The organism is Streptomyces poonensis, from assembly GCF_014650915.1.
Classification (GTDB): domain Bacteria; phylum Actinomycetota; class Actinomycetes; order Streptomycetales; family Streptomycetaceae; genus Streptomyces; species Streptomyces poonensis.
The window spans coordinates 17,200-34,830 of the sequence record NZ_BMVW01000005.1; the positions used below are offsets into that span (position 1 = coordinate 17,200).

At 73.6% G+C, this 17,631-nt stretch carries 15 protein-coding genes and 1 riboswitch; of the genes, 8 read left to right on the forward strand and 7 right to left on the reverse strand.

Annotation, left to right across the window (positions count from 1 at the left end; genetic code table 11):
- The first annotated feature begins 85 nt into the window (after positions 1-85).
- A complete protein-coding gene (locus IE242_RS15020) occupies positions 86-1,315 on the forward strand; it encodes a glycosyltransferase 87 family protein (RefSeq protein ID WP_189859320.1) in 1,230 nt (409 codons plus the stop codon).
- Positions 1,316-1,325: 10 nt separating this feature from the next.
- Here IE242_RS15020 and IE242_RS15025 read toward each other — a convergent pair whose 3' ends face one another.
- The 5 genes from IE242_RS15025 to IE242_RS15045 form a co-directional block, all read right to left on the reverse strand.
- Positions 1,326-2,537: a hypothetical protein gene (locus IE242_RS15025; RefSeq protein ID WP_189859322.1), complete on the reverse strand. Its 1,212-nt coding sequence runs from the start codon at positions 2,535-2,537 to the stop codon at positions 1,326-1,328.
- Between the two features lie 51 nt (positions 2,538-2,588).
- Positions 2,589-3,599: a C40 family peptidase gene (locus IE242_RS15030; RefSeq protein ID WP_189859324.1), complete on the reverse strand. Its 1,011-nt coding sequence runs from the start codon at positions 3,597-3,599 to the stop codon at positions 2,589-2,591.
- A 351-nt stretch (positions 3,600-3,950) separates the two neighbouring features.
- The gene (locus IE242_RS15035; protein WP_189859326.1) at positions 3,951-4,991 is read right to left on the reverse strand and encodes a C40 family peptidase; all 1,041 of its coding nucleotides are present in this window, start codon (positions 4,989-4,991) and stop codon (positions 3,951-3,953) included.
- Between the two features lie 320 nt (positions 4,992-5,311).
- Positions 5,312-6,661: an NYN domain-containing protein gene (locus tag IE242_RS15040; protein WP_189859328.1), complete on the reverse strand. Its 1,350-nt coding sequence runs from the start codon at positions 6,659-6,661 to the stop codon at positions 5,312-5,314.
- Between the two features lie 35 nt (positions 6,662-6,696).
- Positions 6,697-6,936, reverse strand: a complete 240-nt coding sequence (locus IE242_RS15045; protein WP_189859330.1) for a hypothetical protein — start codon at positions 6,934-6,936, stop codon at positions 6,697-6,699.
- Between the two features lie 155 nt (positions 6,937-7,091).
- Between IE242_RS15045 and IE242_RS15050 the strand changes: the two genes are divergently transcribed.
- The 7 genes from IE242_RS15050 to IE242_RS15080 all read left to right on the forward strand — a co-directional run bounded on the left by IE242_RS15050 (position 7,092) and on the right by IE242_RS15080 (position 13,580).
- Complete coding sequence (locus IE242_RS15050; protein ID WP_189859332.1) at positions 7,092-7,880, forward strand: rhomboid family intramembrane serine protease; 789 nt, start codon at positions 7,092-7,094, stop codon at positions 7,878-7,880.
- A gap of 54 nt (positions 7,881-7,934) precedes the next feature.
- Positions 7,935-8,216 carry an Lrp/AsnC family transcriptional regulator gene (locus IE242_RS15055; protein WP_189859334.1) on the forward strand — a complete coding sequence of 94 codons (282 nt, stop codon included), beginning with the start codon at positions 7,935-7,937 and terminating at the stop codon, positions 8,214-8,216.
- Positions 8,217-8,359: 143 nt separating this feature from the next.
- On the forward strand, positions 8,360-8,716 hold the full coding sequence (locus IE242_RS15060; protein WP_229858949.1) for a small secreted hydrophilic protein: 357 nt from the start codon (positions 8,360-8,362) through the stop codon (positions 8,714-8,716).
- A 58-nt stretch (positions 8,717-8,774) separates the two neighbouring features.
- A complete protein-coding gene (locus IE242_RS15065; protein ID WP_229858991.1) occupies positions 8,775-10,139 on the forward strand; it encodes a sensor histidine kinase in 1,365 nt (454 codons plus the stop codon).
- Complete coding sequence (locus IE242_RS15070; RefSeq protein ID WP_189859338.1) at positions 10,136-10,798, forward strand: response regulator transcription factor; 663 nt, start codon at positions 10,136-10,138, stop codon at positions 10,796-10,798. The genes IE242_RS15065 and IE242_RS15070 overlap by 4 nt, the downstream gene beginning before the upstream one ends.
- A gap of 102 nt (positions 10,799-10,900) precedes the next feature.
- Complete coding sequence (locus IE242_RS15075; RefSeq protein ID WP_189859340.1) at positions 10,901-12,319, forward strand: SLC13 family permease; 1,419 nt, start codon at positions 10,901-10,903, stop codon at positions 12,317-12,319.
- 97 nt (positions 12,320-12,416) lie between these two features.
- Positions 12,417-13,580 (forward strand): glycerate kinase, encoded by a 1,164-nt coding sequence (locus IE242_RS15080; protein WP_189859341.1) that lies wholly within the window; start codon positions 12,417-12,419, stop codon positions 13,578-13,580.
- Here the strand turns inward: IE242_RS15080 and IE242_RS15085 are convergent.
- On the reverse strand, positions 13,570-15,816 hold the full coding sequence (locus IE242_RS15085) for a serine/threonine-protein kinase (RefSeq protein ID WP_189859343.1): 2,247 nt from the start codon (positions 15,814-15,816) through the stop codon (positions 13,570-13,572). The two genes, IE242_RS15080 and IE242_RS15085, sit on opposite strands and share 11 nt — an antisense overlap.
- Positions 15,817-15,916: 100 nt before the next feature.
- Positions 15,917-17,278 carry an aminotransferase class V-fold PLP-dependent enzyme gene (locus tag IE242_RS15090; protein WP_189859345.1) on the reverse strand — a complete coding sequence of 454 codons (1,362 nt, stop codon included), beginning with the start codon at positions 17,276-17,278 and terminating at the stop codon, positions 15,917-15,919.
- 178 nt (positions 17,279-17,456) lie between these two features.
- A riboswitch (SAM riboswitch) is annotated at positions 17,457-17,573 on the reverse strand.
- Positions 17,574-17,631: the final 58 nt, after the last annotated feature.

Genomic DNA, 17,631 nt, shown 5'->3' on the forward strand with positions numbered 1-17,631 from the left:
GCCGCGCCTCCCAGCCCACGCACAGCCGTGCGGGAGATAATGCCGTCCCCATCCGCGACGCACAGGAACAGGGGCACACGTGGACATGGCGGGCATACGGCGGATCCCGGTCCTGCTGCTGACGACCTGGGCCGCGACCAGACTGCTCCTGCTGCTGTTCGTCCTCAAGGTGATCGTCTTCCCCGGCCCGGACGTCACCACCGACGTGTCGTCCACCTACCAGGGCTGGTACGAGGTCCTGCGCGCCGGCACGTATCCGCTGGACGACGTGACCTGGCAGTACCCGCCCGTCGCCGCGCTGCCGATCCTCTCCCCCGCGCTGCTGCCGTTCCTGGACTACGCGCAGGCGTTCTTCGTCCTCGTCTGCCTCACCGACCTGGTGGTCCTGGCGCTGCTGCTGTACGCGGGCCGCGGCCCGGGCCGGACCCGGCGCGGCGCCTGGGTCTGGGTCGTGGGCGTGCCCCTGATGGGGCCGACCGTCTACGCCCGGTACGACGTGATGGTGACGGCGGTGGCGGTCGCGGCGCTGGTCGCGGGGGTGCGCCACCCGCGCGTGATGGGTGCGCTCGTGGCCTTCGGCGCGCTGCTGAAGGTGTGGCCGGCGCTGCTCCTGCTGGGCGCGGTCCGGCTGCGGGCGTGGGTCTCGGCGGCGGTGACCGCCGTGGCGCTGGCCGCGCTGTGCGCGCTGGCGATGCCCGGTGCGTTCGACTTCCTGACCTTCCAGCGCGAGCGGGGCACGGAGGTGGAGTCCCTCGGTGCGCTGGTGTTCCATGTGGCCCGCTGGTTCGGGTGGGACGGCGGCGTGTACTTCAACTACGGGTCGATGGAGTTCCTGGGCCCGCACGTCGACGTCGTCAGCCGGGCGGCCCTGCTGCTGAGCGTGCTGGCGTTCGGCTGGCTGCTGCTGTGGCGGCTGCGGGCACGGCGCCTGACGCCGCACACGCTCGCGGACGCCGCCTTCGTGGCGGTGCTGATGTTCACGGTGACGAGCCGGGTGATCAGTCCGCAGTACATGGTGTGGCTGGTCGGGCTCGCGGCGGTCTGCCTGTGCTTCCGGGGCAGCGTGATGGTGCGGCCCGCGTACTGTGTCGTGGCCGCGAGCCTGGTGACCGCGCTGGAGTTCCCGGTCTGGTTCGCGGAGGTGGTCGCGAGCGACTGGTGGGGCGTCACCCTGCTCGTCGTGCGCAACGGCCTCCTCGTCGCCGCCGCCGTGCTCGCCGCCCGGGAGCTGTGGCGGAGCACGGTCACCGCGCCGTCCTCCTCCGTCTCGGTCCCCGGTCAGGCAGCCCGCGCCAGGGAGCCTCTCACGTCCTGACCCGGGGCCCTCAGCCCAGCTGGTCCCGCAGATACTCCCGCCACTGCCCGGTGAACCGTGCGGGGGTCGTGCCGAGGACGTCCCGCAGCGCGTCCTCCACGGCCCCCGCCCGCCGCTCGTGGCCGCCCACGGCCCGGTAGAACGCGTTCAGCCGCTCCTCGCCCCACCGGTCCGCGATCATCCGGCAGGCCAGCCAGCCGCCCTCGTAGGCCATCGCCAGCCCGTTCGCGTCCCGGCCGAACCCGAAGTCCTCGTCGTCCGGCAGCGCGTCCGGCACCCGGCCCTCCCGTACCTCCCGCTGGAGCTCCGGCGCGATCTGGGCGGGGGTGCGTCCGGCCGACCGGTAGCCGACCCAGTCGGCGTACCCCTCGGAGAGCCACAGGGGCGTGGCCGCGGTCGTGTGCGCGCGGGTGGCCACATGCGTCGCCTCGTGGGTGAGGACGACCTGTCCGCCGAAGTCGCCGAGGACCGCGTACGCGTCGGGGTTGACGACGATCCGGTCCGCGGGCGTACGCCCCGAGCCGCCCGTCTCCCCGGTGGTGACCGCCGCGATGCCCCGGTAACCGGAGGCGGGCGCCCCGAGCAGCCCCGCCATCTCCTCCAGCGACTCCGGCACCAGGACGACGACGCGCTCCGCCCAGTCGTCGCCCCACGCCCCGCTCACCGCGGGCACCGCGCGGTCCGCCGCCTCGGCGTACGTACGCAGCTCCGCCTCCGTGCGGCCGACGCCCAGGACGAGGCTGTGCCGCCCCCGTACGGCCCGGACGGCACCCTGCTCCCACAGCTGCTCGGCGGCCTCGCGGGCGGGCTCGTCGGAGGCGACGTACCAGCTGCCGTCGTCGCGGGTCAGGGTCAGGGCGCGGGCGGCGGTGACCGGCGCCCGGTCGTACCCGCGGACGCGGTACCGCAGCTCCGCCTCGGCGGTGGCCCGGTCCCCGGAGCGGTGGAACCCGGTCAGCCGGTACGACCAGGAGGCGAGCGGCAGGCCCCGCAGGTTGGCGAACTCGGCCAGGCCCGTCGCGAGCCCGCCGCTGTCGGCCACCGGTGCCTCCGTGCCGCGGTAGGCGCTCTCGTCGCGTGCGAGGACCGCCTCGGCCCGCCGGTCGAGCACCCGCTGGACGTCCGCGCGGGCCGGGTCGGGCGCCTCGCTCCCGCCGCAGCCCGCCACGAGCGCGCACACCAGCAGCGGTACCGCCCCCGCCCCACGCCGTCGACCAGCCACGTTCCCGATCGTACGGTGACCGCGCGGCCTCGTCGCGGGCCGCGCGACCGGTCAGATCCGCGTCACCGACGTCACCGGCATCATCCCGACCGGGTCGTAGCGGACCGGCGCCCCCGGGTACGGCGCGTGGATCACCTGGCCGTTGCCCACGTACATCCCGACGTGGCTGGCGTCCGACCGGTAGACGACGAGGTCGCCGGGGAGCGCCTCGGACAGCGGCAGCTGCCGGCCGACGAACCGCTGCTGCTGCGAGGTGCGCGGCAGTCCGACCCCGGCCTGCGCGTACGACCACTGCATCAGGCCCGAGCAGTCGAAGCCGTGCGGCCCGCTGGCGCCCCACATGTAGGGCTTGCCGACGGCGGAGCGGACGGCGGCGACGGCGGCGGCCGCGCGGGCACCGGGCGCGACGGCGTCCCCGAGGTCGGGCACCTGCGGGCGGTCGCCGCGCGAGGCCCGGTCGTAGGCGGCGCGGTCGGCGGCGGCGAGGGAGTTGAGGAGCCGGCGGGCCTGCGCGAGCTTCCGCTCCACGGTGCGCTTGTGCCGGGCGACGGCCCGGCGGCTCACCTCCAGCTCCGTCAGCTTGCCGCCGGCCTCGTCGCGCTGCCGGGACAGCTCGCGCAGGGCTCCCTGGAGGTCCCTGAGCTCGTCCGCCTGGTGGGCGCTGATCCGGTCGAGGGTGGCGGCCTTGTCGAGGTACTCACCGGGGTCCTCGGAGAACAGCAGGGCGAGGGAGGGGTCGAGGCCGCCGGAACGGTACTGGGCGCCCGCGAGCGCCCCGATCGCCTCCCGCATGGTGTTGACGCGGTGCTGCTGGCGGGCGATCCGGTCCTGCGCGGCGCCGACCTGCGCACGCAGCACGCCGGCGCGTTCGCCGGCCCTGTTGTAGGCCTCGGTGACCTGCTCGGCCTCCTGGTAGAGGCGGTCCACCTCGGCACGGGTCTCCTCGGGCGGAGCGGCGACGGCCGACCCGGCGCCCAGGGCCGCGGCGGCGGACAGCACACAGAGGGCAGCGCTGACACCCCGGTCGAACCCGGACGGGGCGGAGCGGCGATGGGACCCCACGGGAAGCCGTACTCCCTTCGCTGTCGAAAGACACGAACCGTCTCCGCGACGCCGGGCGGGCAGCCCTGTGCTGCGGCAACCCGGTGCCGGGTCCGCGGTAGTCGGGGAAACGCGCCAGACAGTAGCCGTGCGCCCCGCGACGGCCAACGACCTCGGCGGGCACACAGCGTGACGCCCCGCCGAGAATCCAGTCATCAGCGGGGCGTGGGGTCAGTTCACGTCACCGGATTTCGCCCGTTCAGGCGGCCGGGTGTGGCGATCTCGCGGGTCCCCCGGAAGAGGTGCCTTCCGTCGGCGGGTCGACGGAGAGGCTGCCCTTCCGGGACGCGCCGGAGGTACGTCGGATCCGCGTCAGATCCGGACGCCGAACTGGAACGGCATGTTGTTGATCGACTCGTAGCGGACGACCGTGCCGGTGCGCGGGGCGTGCAGCACCTGGCCGTTGCCCGCGTAGAAGCCGACGTGGTGCAGGTCGCCGTAGAAGATGACCAGGTCGCCGACCTGGAGCTGGCTCTGCGAGTAGATGCGCGTACCGGCGTTGGCCTGGGCCTGCGAGGTGCGCGGGATGGAGACGCCGGCCTGGGCGTAGGCCCAGGAGGTGAGGCCCGAGCAGTCGAAGGAGTTGGGGCCGGTGGCGCCGTACACGTACGGCTTGCCGATCTGGCTCTGGGCGGCTGCGTAGGCGGAGCCGGAGCGGCCGGAGACGGGCTTGGCGTCGCTGCCGGCGCTGAGGGCGGTGCGCTCGCTGGCGCGGGTGGCCCGGTCCTCCTCCTCCTGGAGCGCCGCCTTCTCGGCCGCGGTGAGGGAGTTGAGGAGCTTCTGGGCCTCGGCGAGCTTGCCCTTGACCTCGTTCTTCTTCTTCTCGAGGGTCTCGCGGGTGTCGGCGAGGTCCTCGAGCTTCTCGGTGGCTTCCTGGCGCTGCTGGGCGAGCGAGCGCTGCTTCTCCTGGATCTTCTTCAGCGAGTCGACCTGCTGGGCGCTGAGCTGGTCGAGCGTGGAGGCCTTGTCGAGGTAGTCGTCCGGGTCCGCGGAGAGGAACAGCTGGACCGAGGAGTCGATGCCGCCGGAGCGGTACTGGGCGCTGGCCGCGAGCCCGATGTCCTCGCGCAGTGCGTTGAGGTCGTCCTGGCCGCGGGCGACGTTGTCCTGGAGCGTGGAGATCTGCTTCTCCAGCTTCTCCTGCTTCTCCTTGGCGCCGTTGTACTTCTCGGTGGCCTTCTCGGCCTCCTCGTACAGCTTGTCGACCTTGGTCTTGACCTCGTCCTTGCTGGGCTTCTCGCTGGGCGCCGCGTTGGCGGTCTGGGAGCCCAGGGCCACGGCGGCGGCCGCGGCGGTGGTCAGCACGGTCACTCGTGCGCGGCTCGGCTGCTTGGGTCGACGGTGGGACGCCACGGGGGCGAGCTCCTTCTTCCTCCAGCCGCCTACCGACACGCCGGTGGGCGGTGCCCCCCCGCCGTCACTCCCAATAAGTGATCAACCGAGCGGAGGTTCGACGCCCGACCCTAGTGACCTTCTTGTGATCAGTTCAAATCCTCTGGTGAAAAAAGTATGTGACGCTCGACATTTTCGTCCTACAACTCACGTGCAGTGGACGGCAGGTTGACGCTGCGTCGCACTCCCGCCCCACCAATCCCGGCATTCACGGCACATGTTGCGGTTGGGGCCTACGGAACGCATGGGACGTACGCCCCGAGAGGACGGGGCGTACGTTCTCAGCCACGCGAGAAGCGCTTGAGCAGCACCGCCGACGCCACCGGCCGGGCGCCCGCCCGGGCCACGCCGTCGGCCACCTCACGGTCCGTGGAGGCGACGATGACCGGCCGGCCGGGCGGTTCGGCGCGCACCAGCTGGCGGATCAGCTCGTCCGCGGTGACGCCGGGCTTGGAGAACAGCACCCGGACCCCGCGCGGCGGTGCGAGCAGCACGGGCGCGGCCAGCTCGGCACCGTCGAAGACACAGGTCACCTCGGCGCCCGTCTGCGCGGCGAGCTGCGAGAGCTGGCCGAGCAGCCTGAGGCGCTGCTTCTCCAGCGGCATCTGCGGATAGCCGGTCTTGGTGACGTTGTAGCCGTCGACGACGAGGTGCGCCTGCGGCAGCGCGAGCAACTGGTCCAGGATCGCGGGGTCGTTGTCGGACAGCGCGCGGGCGGCGATGTCCTTCGGGGTCATCCGGCCCGGCTCGACGGCGTCCACGGTCTCCGCGGGGCGCACGGACACGGGCGGCAGCGCGAGCTCCCGCCTGAGCCCCTGCGCCGCGTCCAGGACGGTGTCCAGGAGCAGCCGTACGCGCATGTCCTCGACGCTGCGCCCCTCGCGCGCCGCCCGGCGGGCGGCCTCCAGGGCGGCCTCCGTCTCGCCGAGGCGCGCCTTGAGCCGCCGGGTCTCGCTCTCGGCCGCGGAGACCTGCGCCTGGCTCTCGGCGCGCACGGTCTCGATCTCGCTCTGGACCTTGCGCATCGCGGCCTCGCCGCGCTTGACGTCGCTGAGGGCGGCGCGCAGCTTCCGGTGAAGCGATTCGGCTTCCTTCTTCGCCGTGTCCAGCTCCGCGCGCAGCCGCTCGGTCTCGGTCCTGGCGTGCAGCCGGGCCCGGTCGAGCTCCTCGCGCAGCCGCGCCAGTTCGGCCCGGCTCTCCTCGTCGGCGCGCTCGGCGTCCGCCCGCTGGGCCTCCTCGCCGGCCGCGGTCACCAGCTTGACCCAGCCGGCGGGGCGCAGCACATAGGCCGCGGCCGCCACGTCCAGCGGATCCGCGGCCGGGGGCGGCGAGCCTGCGTCGAGGGCGCCGGCGAGCTCCGGCTGGGCCTCTCTGAGCCGCTCCCCGATCCGTTGTCTGAAAAGCGCGTCGGTCTCCACGGCGGCCGCCATGGCGTTGCCCGCGAACTTGGCCCGGCGGTTCGGGGCGAACCGGGCGTACTGCCTCAGCTGTGCGGGCAGTTCCGCGACGGTCAGCCCGCCGAAGCCGTCCGAGACGATCTGCACGACGCGCTTGCGCACGCCTTCGGGCAGCGGACGGTCGAGCACCTCAGCGGCGCCGTCGTCCGGCCTCCCGCCCGCGGTCTCCACCATCCGTCACCCCTATACCTGTGCGGGGCCCGCTCCGTTCAGGAGCCGGCGCCCGGCCTGTCCACCAGTTCCACCTGATCCACCGCGTTGCACCAGCGGCAGCGCACCGACTCGATGGTCTCACTGACCACCTCGCGCTCCTCCACCTTCGGCTCTCCGGCGAGGTCGAGGTGCAGGTACTCGACGACCTTCGAGGAGCGGGTCACGTCGAAACGGGTGAGGTTGCCGCAGAGGGTGCAGCGCCAGCGGGTCGTCGCGGTCGGCAGGGGAACCGTCATCGTGGCTGCTCTTCCTTCTTCCAGTCTCCGTGACGCACCCGCTTCCCCGGTGCGTGTGGCTCGTAACCCTACGGCCTGGCGGGTCCCCCACGCCCGTCCGGTCACAGCGGCGAGGCGGTCTGTGCTGTTCGGTCCGGTTACGTCATGATCTGTTCATGATCGGCAAGCGGAGCGCGGCGACAGGCCGGACGGAACGGGGACCGTCGGCACCGGTGACGTACGGTCTGATCGCGGCCTGCTGTCTGGTCTTCGCGATCGGGCCGGCCTCCGGCCTCAGTCCCGGGTACGGCACCGGGGACGAGCTGCTCGCCGCGCAGCGGCTGTACTTCCGCCGCTGGGGCGTCGTGCCCGCCGAGCTGCTGGCCGGTGACCCGGGCGCGCTGCTCACACCCGTGACCGCGCTGTTCGTCCACGGCACCTGGCTGCACCTCCTCGGCAACATGCTGTTCCTGTACGTGTTCGGGGCGATGGCCGAGGAACGGATGGGCCGCGTGCAGTTCGTGCTGTTCTATGTGGGCTGCGGATATCTCGCCCTGGTCGGCTACGCGGCCGCCAACGCCGGTTCCTCGCAGACGCTGGTCGGCGCGTCGGGGGCGATCTCCGCGGTCCTCGGCGCGTTCCTGTACCTGTTCCCCAGAGCGCGGGTCACGAGCCTGTTCCCGTTCCTTTTCTTCCTGCCGCTGCGCTTCCCGGCCTGGGTGACCCTGCCGTTCTGGGTCGCCCTGCAGTGGGTGGCGGCGGGGCGGGCCACGCGGGGGCCGGGGGTCGCCTATCTCGCCCATGTCGTGGGATTCGCGCTGGGTTTCGCCTACGCGTGGGTGCGGTACGCGCGTCCGTCCGCGCCGTCCGCTCCCCCGGCCGCGTCCGCCGCGTCCGCCACATCCGCTCCGGGCGGCCCCGACGGGCCCCCGGCCGGTCCGCCCCGCCCCGGCGAAGCTGAGTAAGGTGAAATCCCCGTGCCGTAATCCCCGTGCCGTTCCCCAGGGAGAGAACCAGCCGTGATCACCGCGATCGTGCTCATCAAGACCAGCGTCGACCGGATCCCCGAGATCGCCGAGTCGATCGCCGCGCTGGACTCCGTCAGCGAGGTGTTCTCCGTGACGGGCACCTACGACCTGATCGCCATGGTCCGGGTACGGGCGCATGACGACCTCGCCGAGGTCATCCCGGGCCGGATCAGCAAGATCCCGGGCGTCGAGGCGACGGACACGCACGTCGCGTTCCGCACCTACTCCCAGCACGACCTGGAGGCGGCGTTCGCCATCGGGCTGGACAGCTGAGGACACGAGGCGAACCGCTGAGGACACGGGGCGACCCGCCCCCGTCGGAGGCCGGCCGCGCGGGCCCTCGCCCGTCGGCCCGATGAAGGATTCTTCATCTCCGGCTCATCCTGGCCTCCGGTCCGCCCGCGCAGGGTGGTCCCATGGCCTTCTCGCGCAGAATGGCGGCCCTGGCCGCCGTCGTGGTGGTCCCGCTGGGGATCGCCGCGACCAGTTTCGCCCTCACCGACAGCCCGGAGCCACCGAAGATCCCGGCCGAGGTGGAGCTGGAGAGCGGCACCCCCACGGCCACGCCCGGGCCGGACCGGTCCGAGCCGACGCCGAGCGACGAGATCGTGTCGCCGCCTCCGGTGACCGACGGCCCCTCGGACGATGACGACGACGACGGCCGCGGCCAGGACGCGGGGAGCGACGGACCCGGTGACGACGACGGACCCGACGACAACGCAACCGGTGACGACGACGGACCGGGCGACGACGGCCCCGGCGACGACGGCTGACGACCCGCGCCGGCGGATATCCGCGCGGGTCCGCATCCTGCTGTGGCTGCTGCTCGTGATGGCGGTCGCACTGGCCTCGGTGGCCACGACCACCCGCTCGATCCTGCTGCGGGACTCCGAACACCGGATCAACGGCCTGCTCGCCCAGGAGACCGGCGAGTTCAGCGCCTTCGAGGAGCGGGGGGTCGATCCGGAGACCGGCCGCCCGTTCACCGACCCGGCCCGGCTGCTGCGGGTCTTCCTGGAGCGCCAGTACGCCGATCCGGACGAGGAACTGATCGGGCTGGTGGGCCGCGAGGGACGCGGCCCCGCGCAGTTCATCCAGCCGCGTGACATCCCGGTCGCCGTGCCCCTGCACGAGGACCCGGGCGCCCGGCGCCGCATCTTCGACTCGCCCGACTCCAGCGGCACCCTGGACCGGCCCTCCGGCGAGATCCGCTGGGCCAAGGTCGCCGTCGCCCGGGCCGGCGGTGAGCCGGAGGCCGCGTTCGTCGTCGCCTTCCACCCGGGCCGCGAACAGCAGGGCGCGGACGACGTGTTCCGCGTCCTGCTCGCCATCTCGTGCGTGGCCCTGCTGCTGACGACCGGCATCGGCTGGGTGGTCGCCGGACGCATCCTGCTGCCCGTACGGCTGGTGCGCACCGCCGCCGCCGAGATCACCGAGCAGGACCTCACCCGCCGCATCCCGGTGCACGGCCGGGACGACATCGCCGCGCTCGCCGAGACGTTCAACGCGATGCTCGACCGGCTGGAGCGGGCCTTCGCCGCCCAGCGGGAATTCGTGGACGACGCGGGCCACGAGCTGCGCACCCCGATCACCATCGTGCGCGGCCATCTGGAGCTGATGGGCGACGATCCGGCCGAACGGGAGGAGACCGTCCGGCTGGTCACCGACGAGCTGGACCGGATGAGCCGCATCGTGGAGGACCTGCTGCTGCTCGCCAAGGCCGAACGTCCCGACTTCGTCACTCCCGAGCCGGTCCAGCTCGCCGAACTCACCGCCGACGTCTACGTCAAGGCCCGCACCCTGGGCGACCGCGACTGGCGGCTCGCCGAGGTCGCCGACCGCGAGACCCGGCTGGACCCGCAGCGGATCACCCAGGCCATGGTCCAGCTCGCGCAGAACGCCGTGCAGCACACCACACCGGGCCAGACCATCCGCATCGGCTCCCGCGCCGACGGCACGCGCGTGGAACTGTACGTCGCCGACTCCGGGCCCGGCGTGCAGCCGCAGGACGCCGAGGTCATCTTCGAGCGCTTCCGGCGCGGCACCGCCCGCCGCGGCGCGCGCGGCTCGGGCGCGGGGCTCGGACTGTCCATCGTCCGGGCCATCGCCGAGGCCCACGGCGGCCGGGTCCGGCTGCACGACACCGAGGGCGGCGGCGCCACCTTCGTACTCACCCTGGAAGAGGCACGTACGTGAACCGCATCCTCATCGTGGAGGACGAGGACCGCATCGCGTCCTTCGTCGAGAAGGGCCTGCGCGCCAACGGCTTCACCACCACCGTGGTCGGTGACGGCGACGCGGCCTACGAGTACGCCCTGACCGGCGGCTTCGACCTGGTCGTCCTGGACATCGGGCTGCCCGGCCGGGACGGCTTCACCGTACTGCGCGAACTGCGCGAGGCCCGGGTGACGGTCCCCGTGATCGTGCTGACCGCGCGGGACTCCGTACGGGACACCGTGGCCGGTCTGGAGGGCGGCGCCGACGACTGGATGACCAAGCCCTTCCGCTTCGAGGAGCTGCTCGCGCGCGTGCGCCTGAGGCTGCGTACGGCGGCCCGGGCGCCCGAGGTGACGGTGCTGCGCAGCGGCGAGCTCAGCCTGGACCTGCGCACCCGCCGGGCCCGCGCGGACGGGCGGACGGTGGACCTGACGGCCCGTGAGTTCGTACTGCTGGAGCTGTTCCTGCGGCATCCGGGGCAGGTGCTGTCCCGGGAGCAGATCCTGTCGCACGTGTGGGGGTACGACTTCGACCCCGGCTCCAACATCGTCGACGTGTATGTACGGGCGCTGCGGAAGAAGCTGGGCTCGGAGCGGGTGGAGACGGTGCGGGGAATGGGGTACCGGCTGCCGGGGTGAGACGGGAGCGCGCGAGTGAGGCCCGCGCGCGGGAGCGCCGCGTGAAGTTTCCTTCATCCACGGCTCATCGACGGCTCACCGCCCGGCCGAACCCTGGATGACGTGACCCTGAACCCCCGCCTCGCCCTCGCCCTCTGCGTGTCGCTGTCCCTGTGCGCGCTGCTCGCGGTGCCCGGGAACCTCCCCGGCCTCGGGGCCGACGCCCGGCTCACGCTCGCCGTCTTCGCCCTGGCGACCTGCGCCTGGATCGCCACGCCGATCGACGACACGTACATCGCGCTCGGCGCCGGGCTGGCGCTGACGGTGACCGGGGTGATCAGCAGCGACACGCTGTTCGGCACCCTGGGCGACTCGACCGTGTGGCTGCTGATCTGCGCTTTCGTGCTGGCGGCGGCGGTGACCCGGACGGGGCTCGCGGGACGCGTGGCGGTGTTCCTGGTCGGCGGGGCGCGCACGGTGCGGCAGCTGACGCATCTGACGACGGCCGCGCTGGTGGTCACGGCGTTCGCGGTGCCGGCCACCTCCGGCCGGGCGGCCCTCGCGCTGCCGGTGTTCCTGGCCCTCGCCAAGGCGCTCGCCGACCGGAAACGACTGGTCGTGATGCTGGCGTTGCTGTTTCCGACCGTCATCCTTCTGTCGGCGGTGGCGACCCTGATCGGTGCGGGTGCGCATCTGATCACGGTGTCGGTGCTGTGGGAGGCGACCGGGGACCGGGTCGGTTTCGTGGAGTGGCTGCTGCTGGGGCTGCCGCTGGCCGTCGTCAGCTCCCATCTCGCCGCCGAGGCCGTGCTCCTGACGACCACGCGGCGTGCGGACCGCGAGGGCCCGGTGCGCATCACGCCCGAGGAGATACAGGAGCACAGCGACCGGCCGGTCACCGGTGCCTGGTCGCAGGCGGAGACGCGGTGCGCGGCGCTGCTCGGGACGGTCGTGGTGCTGTGGTGCAGCGAGCCGTTGCACCAGGTCTCCCCCGCGGTGGTCGCACTGATCGGCGCGGTCGTCGCGTCCTCGCCCGCGCTCGGCACCGTGCGCCTGAAGGACGCGCTGAGGACCGTCCCCTGGTCGCTGCTGCTGTTCATGGCGGCGACGATGGCGATGGGCGTCGCGCTCGCCGACTCGGGCGCGGCGAAGTGGCTGGTGGGCGGGGTGCCGACGGGCGGTGTCCCCCCGGCGCTGTTCCTGGCCGTCGTGATCGTCGTCAGCACGGCGGCCCACCTGGTCCTCCAGTCCCGTTCGGCGCGCTCCTCGGTGCTGGTCCCCCTCGTGGTCGCGGCCGCCGTGGGCGCCGGGGTCAACCCGGTCGCGGCCGCCCTCGCCTCCACCGCCGCCGCGGGCTTCTGCCACACCCTGCCGGCCTCCGCCAAGCCGGTCACGCTCTTCGCCGAGATCCCCGGCACCCCGACCTACACCCCACGTGACCTGCTGCGGCTGTCCGCCGTCCTGGCGCCGCTCACGGCCGCGCTGGTCCTGCTCTTCGCCGTCGCGGTGTGGCCGCTGCTCGGCGTGCCCGTCGTCCGCTAGCCCGTCGCCCGCCGGCCCGCCAGCCCGCCAGCCCGCCAGCCCGCCAGCCCGCCAGCCCGTCAGCACGTCAGCCCTTCGGCCCCTGAGGAGTTCACCCATGCTCACCCGTATCGCCGTCGCCCCCAGCGGCTTCAAGGAGTCCCTGTCCGCCCAGGCCGCCGCCGACGCCATCGCGGCCGGTGTGCGCCGTGTCGTGCCCGGCGCCGAACTCGACCTGATCCCGCTGGTGGACGGCGGCGAGGGCACGGCCGCCGCGCTGGCCGCCGCGACCGGGGGCCGGCTGGTCGCGCTCGCCGCCACGGGCCCGGTCGGGGAGCGGGTCGGCACCCACTTCGCCCTCCTCGGCTCCCACGGCACGGCGGTGGTCGAGATGGCCGCCGTCGCGGGGCTCTCCCTCGTCCCGCGCTCCCTGCGCGACCCGGGCGCCACCACCACGTACGGCGTCGGCGAGCTGATCCGCGCCGCGCTCGACACGGGCGTACGGCGCGTCCTGGTCGGCTGCGGCGACTCGGGTACGTCCGACGGGGGCGCCGGCGCGCTCCAGGCCCTGGGCGCCCGGCTGCTGGACGCGGACGGCTTCGAACTCCCGCCGGGCGGCCGGGAACTGGTCCGGCTGCACCGCGTCGACCCGTCCGGCCTGGATCCCCGGCTGGCGGACACCGAGCTGCTCGTCGCCTGCAACCCGTACAACGTGCTGTGCGGCGAGCGCGGCGTCGCCCGCGTCTTCGGCCCCCAGAAGGGCGCGACGCCCGCGCAGGTGGAGGAGCTGTCGGCGGGCCTCGCGAACTGGGCGCGCGTCCTCACCCGCGATCTCGCCGTCACCGGCACCGATCTGCGCCACGGCCCCGGAACCGGCGCTTCCGGCGGCCTGGGGGCGGGCCTCGCCGCCCTGGGCGCCCGGCTGCTCCCCCGCTTCGACGTGCTCCTCGACCACCTCGACCTGGACGCCCGGCTGGCCCGCGCCGACCTGGTCCTCACCGCCGAGGGCGCCCTGGACCGCCAGACGCCCCGCGGCAAGGTCCCGGCCGAGGTGGCCCGCCGCGCCAAGCTGCACGGACGGCCGGTGCTGGCCCTGGCGGGCACCCTCGGCGAGGGCGCCCACGACGTGCCCGGCGTGGACGCCTGCCATGGCATCCTGCCCGCCCCCATGGCCCTGGCGGAGGCGCTGCTGCGGGCCGGCGAACTCCTCACGGACGCCACCGAGCGCGCGCTGCGGATGATCCTGCTGGGGGCGCGGGTGACGGAGGCCGTCAGGCGGTGATGTCGAGGGCGGTGAAGCCGTCCGACGAGAGGGCGTAGAGGCGCCGGCCGCCCCGCAGGACCGGGGCCGCGGTGTACTCGGCGGTACCGATCGGGGCCGTCCAGCCCTGCTTCCCGTCCGGGGTGACGGCGTGCACCTCCGTCGTCGTCGACACGTAGACGACACCGTCTCCGACGGCCGGCCCGCCGATGTGACCGTAGGCGCCGTACTCCCAGAGCACTCGCCCGTCCTCGTCGAGCGCCCTCAGGACCCCTGAGTCGTTCACCCCGAGGAAGGCGACGTCCCCCAGGCCCCGGGCCGGAACGTACTGACCTGCGAGATCCTCCCGCGTCCACGCCCGCCGCCCGTCGGTGCGGATGCCGAACAGCTCGTCGGCGCCACCGTTCGTACTGACGACGATCATGTCTCCGGACACGGCGGGCTGCAGGACGTCCCCGTCCAGGGCGGTCTTCCACGCGACGGTGCCGTCGGCCTCGATCGCGTACAGGTGGTTGTCCATGCTCGGTACCAGCACACGGTCGCCCATCACCACCAGGCCGGCGTAGGGACCGGCCTGGAGGGGGGTCGACCACACCTGCACGCCGTCCGCGTCGTACGCCAGGACGCAGCCCGGTCCGTCGAAGTCGCCGATGCTGCCGCCGACGAGGACCCGGCCGCCGAGCGCCACGGGCTGCTCGACGGAGCCGTCCATGGCCAGTTCCCGGGACCACAGCAGCTCGCCGCCCGTGCTCACCAGCGCCAGCCGGTTGACGAGCTGCTCCTCGTCGGTGGCGAAGACGACGACCACGAAGATCCCCTCCGGTGTCACCACCGGACATTTCATGAGGGTCTGGTGGTCACCGAGGTCGACCTGCCAACGCTTCTCGCCGTCATCGCCGACGGCGTGCAGCGTGCCGTCCGACATCGGGACGTAGAGCACCTTTCCGTCCGGCGAGAGCGCGCCGAAGGGTCCCTGGTCCCCGATCACCGGCATGCCGCCCGAGTACTTCCAGCGCACCTGTGCCCCCGCCCCGGCCTTCTTCCCGGCGGAGGACGACCCCGAGGGACGCGCACCGGCCTTCGTACCGCCGTCGCCGTCCGGCTCCCGCAGCCACAGCCATCCCCCGCCCCCGGCCACGGCCGCCACCGCGGTACCCGCTCCGAGGGCCCGCAGGAGCCCTCGCCGCGAGGTGTTCCGCGGCGCGGCCGTCGTCACCGTCGTCACGGTCGGCACCGTGGTCACGGTCGGCACCGTCGGCTCGGCGGCCTCGGCGGCCACCGGCCCCGCGGTGTCCGCCACCGTCACCGGCGCCACGTACTCGACCCGGCTCGCCCGCTCCCCCGTCTCCCGGCCGGGCAGCCACCGCTCGCCGTCCCCGGCGGCCCCGTCCGGGCCGGCGGGGGCGCCGGTGAACCACCCCGGCCGTACCGCCTCGCGCAGTGACCCCGCCGTGTGCCCGGCCGCCCGGACCACCTCCTCCGGGGTGGGGCGCTCCGCGGGATCCTCCAGGAGACAGGACTCGATCAGCGGCCGGACGCCCTGCGGTACGCCGGACAGGTCGAAGTCCCGGGTGATGACGCGCATCAGGATCACCGCGTCCTGGCCCTCGCCGAAGGGCTCGCAGCCGGCGGCCGCGTGGGCGAGCACCGCGCCCAGCGAGAAGACGTCGCTCGGCGGCCCCACCCGGCCGCCGTTGCGGATCTGCTCGGGCGACACGTAGCCGACCGAGCCGACGACCGCTCCGGTGCGGGTCAGCGCGGTCGCCTCCAGGGCCCGTACGATCCCGAAGTCGATGACCCGGGGGCCGTCCGCCGCCAGCAGGATGTTGGAGGGCTTCAGGTCCCGGTGGACCATCCCCTTCGCGTGGATCGCGGCCAGCGCCTCGCCGAGGGCCGCGGCCAGCACCCGTACCGCGTCCTCGGGCAGCGCCCCGTGGTCGAGGACGGCGTCCCGCAGGCTGGGCCCGTCGACGAACTCCGTGGCCATCCAGGGCCGTTCGCCCTCGGTGTCCGCGTCGAGGACCCGCGCGGTGTAGGTGCCCGCGCCGCCGACGGTCTGCGCGGCCCGCACCTCCTGCTTGAACCGGGCCCGGAAGGTGCGGTCCTCGGCGTGCTCGGCCCGCACCACCTTCACGGCCAGTCTCAGCCCGGTGCGCGACTCGGCGAGATAGACCTCGCCCATGCCGCCCGCCCCGAGCCTGCCCAGCACCCCGTACGGCCCGATCCGCCGCGGATCCGCCTCGCGCAGCGCCTGCACCCCGTGCCCCCTGTTCCCCCGTCCGACTGCCAGAGGGGAGCGTATACGGCGCGTACGCGTCAAGACAGCCGCCGACCGGACGTCACCCGCCTCCCGTCCGTCACACCGCCGGCACGCACCGCCCGTCCTCCGTGCGGTAGTTCCACTGCGCGCCGTCCCGCACGAGTTCGCGGACGGCGTGCACGAACCGCACCACGTGCTCGTCCGGCGTGCCCGCGCCGAAGCTGACGCGGATGGCGTTGAGGGACTTCTCACCGGGCGCGGCCTCGGGGGCACCGCACTCCCCCTGCGTCTGCGGGTCGCTGCCGAGCAGGGTGCGCACCAGCGGGTGGGCGCAGAAGAGGCCGTCACGGACGCCGATGCCGTACTCGGCGGAGAGCGCGGCGGCGAAGTGCGAGCTGTTCCAGCCCTCGACGACGAAGGAGAGGACGCCGACGCGCGGGGCGTCGTCGCCGAACAGGGAGAGCACCTTCACCTCGGGCACCTCGGCCAGCCCGGCCCGGACCTTCCCGATCAGGTACTGCTCGCGGGCGACGAGGGCGTCGAACCCGGCCTCGGTGAGGGCCTTGCAGGCGGAGGCGATGGCATAGGCGCCGATGACGTTGGGCGAGCCGGCCTCGTGCCGCGCGGCGCTGTCGTGCCACTCCACGTCGACCCCGCCGTCCGCCCGCCGCGTGACCTTCCGCGAGGCGCCGCCGCCCGCGAGGTACGGCTCGGCCTCCCGCAGCCAGTCCGCGCGCCCGGCGAGGACCCCGGAGCCGAACGGCGCGTACAGCTTGTGCCCGGAGAAGGCGACCCAGTCGACGTCCAGGTCCCGTACGGAGACGGGGTGGTGGGGCGCGAGCTGGGCGGCGTCGAGCACGATGCGGGCACCGTGCGCGTGCGCGGCGGCGGCCAGCTCACGCACCGGCCACAGCTCGCCGGTGACGTTGGAGGCGCCCGTGACGCAGACCAGGGCGGGACCATAGGGGTCACGGTCGGCGAGGGCGCGTTCCAGGGTGGTGACGGCCTCGTCCGGCGTCCGCGGGGCGTCCAGGTAGGTCACCCGGGCGTTGCGCCACGGCAGCAGCGAGGCGTGGTGCTCGGTCTCGAAGACGAACACCTGGCAGCCGGCGGGCAGCACGGCGGCCAGCAGGTTGAGCGAGTCGGTGGTGGACCGGGTGAAGACGACCTGGTCCCCGTCACGGCAGCCGAGGAACTCGGCGACGGCCGCGCGGGCGTTCTCGAACAGCTCCGTGGACAGCTGCGACAGGTACCCGGCGCCCCGGTGGACACTCCCGTAGTACGGCGCGTACGCGGCGACGTCGTCCCACACCCGCTGGAGGGCCGGGGCGCTGGCGGCGTAGTCGAGCGCGGCGTAGGCGACCTCACCGCCGGTGACGAGCGGGACGGTGACATCCCCGCCCAGAACGGGCAGCGGGGCACAAACGGACTGGTCGACGGCAGCGGTGGAGACAGACATGGCGAACTCCGGTGAGAGGCAGGCGAGATCACCGTGCCGGACGCCGGAGGGTGCGCGTCGACGACACGGGAAAGGTGAAGGGGTGCGAAGGGGTATGCGGAGGCGGGGCTCTACGCCCTATCGCATTCGCTTGCTCACAGAAGGCTCCTCGACGACCAGGACCCCTGGTGGCGCGAGGGGTCCGCGCTTGCCACGCACCTTGCTGTGCACGGCCTGGTCCTCACCCGGGGCACCCCGCCACGGACGGAGGGTTGCCGGACAGCCGGCCGGGGCCGCATGACTGTCGCTCATGACCTGGTACGAAAACCTACGTAACTGATCGTCGTCCCGCAACCCGTGTCCGGATCGCGGGA